Genomic DNA, 778 nt, shown 5'->3' on the forward strand with positions numbered 1-778 from the left:
CGGCCGTCGCTGGTGACCGTATGGTCGAATAGCTGCTGTGTCGCGAGATGTCGAGGTCGAACCGGCGGATACCTCCTGGCAGCAGCCTTTCTCGTTATGAGTAAGACGAACCAGGAAAGGTCTGAACGGACTGGAACGCACGCAAGATTGCAACTGTTTGATTTTGAGGGACCGAGAAATCGGTTCACTGGATACAGAGGAAAAACATTCTGGTTGATATTGATTAGCCGGTATGATACACTCTGTATTCCGGTGAGACGCCGGGAACTCAACAACTCAATATGATGATCTGGTGACAATGGCGGAGAGGTCACACCCGTTCCCATACCGAACACGGAAGTTAAGCTCTCCAGCGCCGATGGTACTTGGGGCGGTGGCCCCTGGGAGAGTAGGACGTCGCCGGATCAGCCGGGCAACCGGCAGACCCGATGGCGCGCGCAGCGATGCGTGAGGCCGAAACGGGTCATGATGGGCCTATAGCTCAGCTGGCTAGAGCGTACGACTGATAATCGTAAGGTCGGTGGTTCGAGTCCACCTAGGCCCACCATCCAGTGGGGGTGTAGCTCAGCTGGGAGAGCACCTGCCTTGCAAGCAGGGGGTCAGCGGTTCGATTCCGCTCATCTCCACCACTTTTTGCAGTGATCTCGCTGCAAGGCGAGTTTGCTATCATACATTGCTCCTTGAAAACTGCACAGAGGATAGGTAAAGCGCAAGCGATTACGGTCGAAGCGAAGAAGCGACAGGTGACGCCGAAGCGGCAACGCAACAGGTGACACCC

At 55.9% G+C, this 778-nt stretch carries 2 tRNA genes and 1 rRNA gene; all 3 read left to right on the top strand.

Going from position 1 to position 778, the window contains the following annotated elements:
* Positions 1 to 288: 288 nt before the first annotated feature.
* Positions 289 to 405: ribosomal RNA gene (gene rrf / locus GTO91_RS17570) — 5S ribosomal RNA — on the top strand.
* A gap of 65 nt (positions 406 to 470) precedes the next feature.
* Positions 471 to 547, top strand: a tRNA-Ile gene (locus tag GTO91_RS17575).
* 6 nt (positions 548 to 553) lie between these two features.
* Positions 554 to 629 (top strand) — tRNA-Ala (locus GTO91_RS17580).
* Positions 630 to 778 lie beyond the last annotated feature (149 nt).

The sequence above is a fragment of the Heliomicrobium undosum genome (assembly GCF_009877425.1).
Classification (GTDB): Bacteria; Bacillota; Desulfitobacteriia; order Heliobacteriales; family Heliobacteriaceae; genus Heliomicrobium; species Heliomicrobium undosum.